8 protein-coding genes are annotated in these 7,394 nt (G+C 43.2%); 7 read left to right on the top strand and 1 reads right to left on the bottom strand.

The genetic code is table 11. The features are described 5' to 3' along the window. Nucleotides 1–380: 380 nt before the first annotated feature. From RAO94_11330 to RAO94_11300, 7 genes are read left to right on the top strand one after another with little or no spacing between them, the layout of a single operon-like run. A complete protein-coding gene (locus tag RAO94_11330; GenBank protein ID MDP8322931.1) occupies nucleotides 381–1,010 on the top strand; it encodes a helix-turn-helix domain-containing protein in 630 nt (209 codons plus the stop codon). 1 nt (nucleotide 1,011) lies between these two features. Next, nucleotides 1,012–2,271, top strand: coding sequence for a TolC family protein (locus tag RAO94_11325; protein ID MDP8322930.1), 1,260 nt, complete (start codon nucleotides 1,012–1,014; stop codon nucleotides 2,269–2,271). Beyond that, the gene (locus RAO94_11320) at nucleotides 2,268–3,170 is read left to right on the top strand and encodes an efflux RND transporter periplasmic adaptor subunit (GenBank protein ID MDP8322929.1); all 903 of its coding nucleotides are present in this window, start codon (nucleotides 2,268–2,270) and stop codon (nucleotides 3,168–3,170) included. Before RAO94_11325 ends, RAO94_11320 begins: the two co-directional genes overlap by 4 nt. Further along, the gene (locus tag RAO94_11315) at nucleotides 3,160–4,092 is read left to right on the top strand and encodes an ABC transporter ATP-binding protein (GenBank protein MDP8322928.1); all 933 of its coding nucleotides are present in this window, start codon (nucleotides 3,160–3,162) and stop codon (nucleotides 4,090–4,092) included. The genes RAO94_11320 and RAO94_11315 overlap by 11 nt, the downstream gene beginning before the upstream one ends. Then, nucleotides 4,073–4,804 (top strand): ABC transporter ATP-binding protein, encoded by a 732-nt coding sequence (locus RAO94_11310; protein ID MDP8322927.1) that lies wholly within the window; start codon nucleotides 4,073–4,075, stop codon nucleotides 4,802–4,804. Before RAO94_11315 ends, RAO94_11310 begins: the two co-directional genes overlap by 20 nt. Further along, the gene (locus RAO94_11305; protein MDP8322926.1) at nucleotides 4,801–5,895 is read left to right on the top strand and encodes an ABC transporter permease; all 1,095 of its coding nucleotides are present in this window, start codon (nucleotides 4,801–4,803) and stop codon (nucleotides 5,893–5,895) included. The genes RAO94_11310 and RAO94_11305 overlap by 4 nt, the downstream gene beginning before the upstream one ends. A 9-nt stretch (nucleotides 5,896–5,904) precedes the next feature. After that, nucleotides 5,905–6,978, top strand: a complete 1,074-nt coding sequence (locus RAO94_11300) for an ABC transporter permease (GenBank protein ID MDP8322925.1) — start codon at nucleotides 5,905–5,907, stop codon at nucleotides 6,976–6,978. Nucleotides 6,979–6,986: 8 nt separating this feature from the next. Here RAO94_11300 and RAO94_11295 read toward each other — a convergent pair. Continuing rightward, nucleotides 6,987–7,394: T9SS type A sorting domain-containing protein (locus RAO94_11295; protein ID MDP8322924.1), on the bottom strand; the 408-nt coding region annotated here is incomplete at its 5' end.

Raw genomic sequence — 7,394 nt, 5'->3', positions numbered from 1 at the left:
AAAAGTCTTTACGGTATGATACATTGAAACTCCCTTCATTGGCACTCCAGTTTCTTTATTCTGAGTACCATTTTGTATGTACCAGTTTAAAGTGCCAACTTTGTACCAGTTTTGAGTGCCATCGACAGTTGATCAACCTTGCCTTCCCTAAAGGTCTCCAAAAGGTTGGTTATAGGTTATCTGAAGATTGTTGGAGAACAGGAATTGGTTGCTCCATTGGTGGTTATAGTTTTCTTCCGATGTTGAGAGATATTGGCTGAGTGTGGAGGAGTTGAATGAAAGAATTTTTTATTTGACATATCAGGGGCGTCTGTGTTCTTTGACCACGTAGTTAGACTATATGGTCTAACTTAAAAGTCTAATGACTTGGGAGAATGAAAATGGATAATGAAAAGAAAGATGAAATTCTGACTGAAGAACGGATATTGACGGCAGCTATAGAAGAATTTATTCAGAAAGGATATGCGGGAACCAGAATGCAGGCGATTGCTGATCGGGCAAAAATCTCAAAATCTGCTCTACACTATTATTACCGTCATAAAGAACGGCTCTTCAGGCTTGTGCTGGATAAAACTGCTGGCAGGACTCTTAATAAGATCCACCTTGATATGTCTGGTCTGGAAGGATTTCGTGAGAAGTTTGAATATGGCTTCCGCTATTACTATCAGACGATATATAAGAATATCAAAGTGGTCAACTTTGTATTTATGGAGCTTAAGCGTAACCCTGCAATGATCAGTACCTTTCTGCAGGAAAGTGACATCCCTGACTGGATAGAAAGCTTAAATATCGAACTTGAGAAGGAATATCAAGCGGGACGGATACGCCAGATACGAGCTGAGCAATTGATCATAAATATTGTATCTTTATGTTTGTTTCCACATCTGAGCCAGGGAATTGCCTGCGAGATACTTAACATAGATGAAAAGACTCACAAAAAGATGCTTCGAGAACGGGAAGGACTTGTTCTGCAATTTATCAAAGACGCGCTTTATATCGAGGAGATATAATATGAGGAGAATTTACTTATTATTCTTTTTGCTGCTGCCTGTTATGCTGGCAGCAATTAACCTTACCCAGTGCCTGCAGGCTGCTGAGGATAATTATGCTGCAAGCCCTAATCAGGAGATATTTGAGCAGATACAGAATATTAATGCCAGGTCACTGCACAGTAAATGGTATCCCCAATTCAATCTTTCGGCAAATTATACCGGTAAAAGCGAGAGTACTGAGATCAATCTTGGTACACTTCCCTTTGAAGTAAGTTTTCCTGAGCAGGAAAAAACCAGTTATGAAATTGCCTTGAACCTGCAGCAGGTATTATATGATGGTGGGACAATCTCGCGTAATCTTAAGCTCTCTGATCTGCGCACGGAAAGCAGTATTCTGGAAGTGAAAGCAGGGATGCTGCAACGCAAGGCCCAGGTGACAAGTTTATATTATATGATGCTGCTGGCGCAAAGACAGCAAAAGATACTGGCATTGCACAAAGAGGATCTGGCAGGAGAGCTGAGGAAAGTGGAAGCAGGTATCAGTGCCGGAATCATTGATAAAACCAGCAGTCTGCTGATCCAGGATCAGCTTTGGCAACTGGCAGATGAGACCTTTAAAATCAATTACCTGTATGAGGAATGCCAGCAGAAGCTCAGTAAATTAACTGCTATCGAATTCACTCTCGAAGATAGTCTGGAGAATTATGACTCGGAGCTTTATATACCTACCGGAATCATTCGCCCTGAGCTGGAAATACTGGATAAGAAGCAGGAAATGGAACTGGCTCAGACGAGTCTGGCAGGCTCAGGAATACTCCCGCAGGTAAGCGCTTCTGCTGCTTATGCCTGGGGTAATCCGGGCTATGATATATTCTCTGATGAGGCGCATACATATTACCGCGTGGGCGTGTATTTTAACTGGCAGCTCTGGGACTGGCAAAGCAATCAGCGCAGCCGTAAACTTCACAGCCTGCGGGCAGAAGCTATAGAAAACAACCGCTCAGTTCAGCAGCAGGCTATTGAGTTGGCATTGATCGAAAAGGATAGTGAGATAGAAAGACTGCGTGAAACCCTTAAGATCCAATCTGAGCGCCGAGACCTGCTGACCCGGATAACAGCCAGTTATGAAGCTAAACTGGAGGAAGGTATCATCTCCTGTGATGATTACCTGCAGCAATTTAATAAACAAAAAGAAATTGAGCTGCAACAATCTGCTTCAGAGCTGGAGATTTCTTTTCAAAGGATATTAAAAATATTTATTATGGGGGGAGAGTTATGAAGAAATTAATATATGCACTATTGATCATTGCTGTAATCGTCCTGGCAGGATGCAGTAAGAAAAACTCTGAGGTAGCTTATGGCACAATTACTGCCACGGAATACCATCCAGCCAGTGAGGTTTCGGGCAAAATTATCAGCTTCCAGAAAGGTGAAGGTGATAAGGTGGAAGAGAATGAGATAATTGCCATTATTGACACTACGGATATTCAATTGCAGATCAATGAAATGGAAGCTGCCATTGAGCTGAAAAAGCTGATGACCAGAAATCGGGATAATGAACTTGCCATACTGGCGCAGGAGCAGGAAAACCTGGCAGTGGATATTGACCGCTTTACGAAGCTTACTGCTGCTGAAGCTGCCCCGGAAAAGAACCTTGATGACCTGAATGCTTCTGCAAAAGTTCTGAATCTTAAAGTGCAGTCAGCGCGTCTGGCGCACCTGAGCAGTGAGAAAGAGACAGAACTGGCGCAGATCAAGCTGCAGCAATTAGAGGCAAAAAAGACTAAATTCTTCCTCAAAAGTCCGATTAAAGGGACTTTATTGAATACCTATTTTTCAGCAGGAGAAATAGTCCCGGCAGGAAAACCGTATGCCAAAATAGCTGATTTGGAGATCATGACAGCTAAGGTGTATATTTCGGAAACCCAATTGCCTGAAATAACTCTGGGTAAAGAAGTAGTCTTGGGAATTGACACTCCTAATGGTGGAAGCTCTTATATTCTCAGCCATGTTACGAATATTGCCCATCAGGCAGAATTCACACCCAAGATCATTCAGACTAAGGAGCAACGCGTGAAACTTGTCTATGAAGTGGAAGTGGAATGTTATAACGAAAGGGGCGAACTTAAAATAGGGATGCCCGTAACAATGTTTCTGGATCTTCCTAATGAAAAATAGCGTTACTGCCTCCGGCATCAGCAAAAGCTATACCGAACAGCCGGCTCTGCATGAGATAGATTTTTCTGCACAGCCTGGTGAGATATTCGGCTTTATAGGAGCAGATGGGGCTGGTAAAACCACTCTATTTAAGATACTTACCACTCTGCTGAAAATGGATGCGGGAAAGGCAGAAGTCTGCGGATATGATGTGGAAAAAGATTTCAGGACTATCCGCAAGATAATAGGCTATATGCCGGGCACCTTTTCGCTTTATGGAGATCTATCTGTGGAAGAGAACCTGAGATTCTTTGCCCGGGTGTTTGAATCCACTCTGGAGGAGAACTTTGATCTTATCCGTGATATATATGTGCTGCTGGAGCCTTTTAAGAAGCGCAGGGCAGCAGATCTATCCGGCGGTATGAAGCAGAAGCTGGCACTTTGCTGTGCCCTGATCCATAAACCCGAAGTATTATTTCTGGATGAACCGACTACAGGAGTGGATCCCGTTTCGCGTCAGGAATTCTGGCAGAACCTGAAAACCGTTTCCGGTCAAGGGATCACAACTCTGGTTTCCACGCCCTATATGGATGAAGCAAGGCAATGTGACAGGATAGCCCTTATCCAATCCGGTAAAATATTACAGATAGATACACCTGAGAACATCGTAAATTCCTTTCCCAAAGGTCTGATCGTGCTTAAAACTACAGAGAATAAAAATATCGTTATGCATGAGCTGAGAAAGATAGCTGAAGCTGAAAGTGTGTTTTCCTTTGGGGAATCAATTCATATCACCTGTGAACCAGAGCGGAAGCAGGAATTGATCTCTATCATTACCAGTACTTCTAAGGGCACTATCAGCTTTGACGCGCAGGCTAAGCCTGATATCGAAGACTGTTTTTTATATTATATGCAGAGGGAAAATGGCAAATCTGATAATTGAGACGGAAAACCTGACCAAAAAGTTTGGAGAGTTCACAGCAGTAGATGCTATCACCTTTGATGTGTCAGAAGGCGAGATATTCGGCTTTCTGGGTGCTAATGGCGCAGGTAAAACCACTGCCATGAAAATGCTGTGCGGATTGCTCCTCCCCACTTCCGGTAAGGCATCAGTTGCCGGCTATGATGTGTATTCCCAAAGTGAAAAGATCAAGCTTAATATTGGCTATATGAGCCAGAAGTTCTCACTTTTTGCTGACCTTACCGTTTGGGAAAATATTGAATTCTATGCTGGTATTTATAAGATGAAACCAGCTCTAATAAAATCTCATGGGACAAAGCTGCTGCAGGAACTCGAGCTGGAAAAGCAGAAAAGACGGCTGATAGGTACGCTGCCTTTGGGCATCAGACAAAAGCTGGCTTTCTCCATTGCTATTATCCATGAGCCGCGTCTGGTATTTCTGGATGAGCCTACCGGAGGAGTTGATCCCATCACCCGCCGCAGGTTCTGGGAAATGATCTATGAAGCATCTTCCCGCGGGATCACCGTATTTGTGACAACGCATTATATGGATGAAGCAGAATACTGTGACCGCATCTCCATGATGGTGGACGGCAGCATAAAAGGGCTGGATACTCCGGCGAACCTGAAAACCCAATTCCAGTCAAAGAGCATGTATGATGTATTTCTTAAATTAGCCAGGAAATCAGTATGAAGCATTTAAAAATATTCGTCTGGAAAGAATTTCTCCATATCTGGCGTGATAAAAAGACCCTCATGATCATTATCCTGCTACCCATAATTGAAGTGTTGCTCTTTGGCTACGTGCTCACCAGCGAGATCAATAACGTGAATCTGGGCGTGAGAGACCTTGATAATACCACCTGGAGTCATGAGCTTATCCTTAAATTCCAAAGCTCTAATTATTTCAAGATCATCTCCCTGTATACTGCACCGGAAGTGGAACATGCCCTGCAAAGTAACCAGGTGAAGGCTGTGCTGGAGATCAAGCCGGACGCCGAAAGAAGATTGCAGTCCGGGGAAACGGGGATCATTCAGTTACTGCTTGATGCCTCAGACCCCAATATTGCCCGTACGATAGAAACCTATATTAAAAATATCACTTCTCCATACTTACAAAAAGATGCCCTGCAAACCTCTCAAATCAATATCATCCCTGTGATGTATTATAATCCTGAGCTTAAAAGCGTATTTAAAAGCGTACCTGGACTAATGGCTGTGGTGCTTATGCTCATCTGTGCCATGATGACTTCTGTATCGCTGGCTCGCGAGAAAGAAACCGGCAGTATGGATGTGCTGCTGATCTCACCTCTTAAGCCCTGGCATATTGTGATTGGCAAGATCATACCCTATATAGTTATTTCCTTTGTGAATATTCTTATGATAACCGGGCTTTCATATTTCGTGTTCGGAGTGCCTATCCGCGGTTCTATAATCCTCTTCTTCCTCTTTTCAGCACTATTTGTGATCTGTGCCCTCAGTTTTGGTCTGTTTATCTCCACCGTTGTAAAAACTCAACAGATAGCAATGATGATCTCCCTTGCCGGACTTATGCTGCCTACCACACTGCTGAGCGGTCTCATCTACCCTATCCGCAATATGCCTGGCTGGCTGCAAAGGCTTTCCGGCATCTTCCCCGCTCGCTGGTTTGTGGAAATCCTCTGCCATATTATGCTCAAAGACAGCCCTGTTCATTACTATCTGAAGCCGGCAGGGATAATTCTCCTGATCACACTTGTCCTGCTGATCATGTCAACCAAACGCTTTAAATTGCGCTATGATTAAGGAAGAAGTATGAGAACAATATTAATTATCATCCGCAAAGAATTCCGGCAGATATTCCGCAGCAAGCCTATGCTGATGGTTATCATTGCTATGCCCATCATCCAGCTGCTGATCCTTTCCAATGCTGCTGATTATGAGATCAAGAACCTAAGGCTGGCTATTGAGGATCATGATCATTCCAGCACCTCTTCTGAATTGATCTATGATTTTGCCTATAACCCCTGGTTTGATATAGTCGCCTTTAATAATGATCAGGAAGCCAACGACCAGCTTCTTGCCCGGAATAAGATCGAAGCCATTATTGCTATCCCTGATAATTTTGAGAAAAACATTAATAACGGTTATCCCGTTGACCTGCAGATCAGGCTTGATGCCATAGATGGAGCTACTGCGGAAGTTGCCTCTTCCTATATTATCTCTATAATCAATAAATGGAATAAGAACGGGAGTGATATCATCCGCAGCCGATTTCTCTATAACCCTGAGCTTAACTATAAAAACTTCATGGTGCCCGGTATTCTGGTGATGCTGGTTACGGTGATCGGCATTATCCTTACGGCTTTGAATATTGTGCGTGAAAAGGAAACCGGTACCCAGGAACAGATCAACGTGACCCCTATCCGCAAGCATGAATATATCCTGGGGAAACTGATCCCCATGATCATTATTGGGATGGCAGAATTCTCTATGGGACTGATAATAGCCCTCACGATCTTTCATGTGCCTTTATTGGGAAATGTATTACTGCTCTATTTATATCTGTTTTTCTATCTCATTGTGATGTGCGGAATCGGATTATTTATCTCCACCATCGCTGCCAGTCAGCAGCAGGCAGTATTTATTGCCTTCTTTGTGATGATGATCTTCCTCTTTCTCAGTGGACTTTTTGCACCTATTGATTCCATGCCGGACTGGGCAAAAGTACTCACGAAGTTTATTCCTCTCTCCTACTTCATCCGGGTGATGCGCTCTATTATGCTCAAAGGCTCTTCCCTGCCCTCACTGCAAAAAGAGCTGTTCACACTTATCATTATGGCTGTGATCATTCAGGTGATAGCTATATTCAATTATCAGAAAAGGTGAACTAATAATCACTTGATCACCATCACCTTTTGCTGACCAACAATGCTGCCATTGATCTTTATCCTTACTATATAAAGTGCCGATGCCACCTCTGTGCCATATTTATTACGGAAATCCCAATTGGTAGTGATTCCACTCTGATTATTGATCTCTATCCCGCATTCATAAACCTTCCGCCCACTAATATTATAAATGCACAATTCAGCGGATTTTATATATTCTCTACTTGTATTCTGCCACCAGATATTAAGCCCTGTCTCTCTTAAATCACTCACATAAGCCGGATTGGGATAAACTATCAGATCAGGATCATTATATGTTAGCTCATCTTCGATAGCATCTGATCCCCAGGGATTCCATTCATAAGCACCTATATCTATCTGATCTCCATATATCCGTACTCTACCTGTTGCATC

Source organism: Candidatus Stygibacter australis (assembly GCA_030765845.1).
Lineage (GTDB): Bacteria > Cloacimonadota > Cloacimonadia > Cloacimonadales > TCS61 > Stygibacter > Stygibacter australis.
Note: the sequence above shows the minus strand (reverse complement) of the source record. Positions and strands in the feature narration are given on the sequence as shown.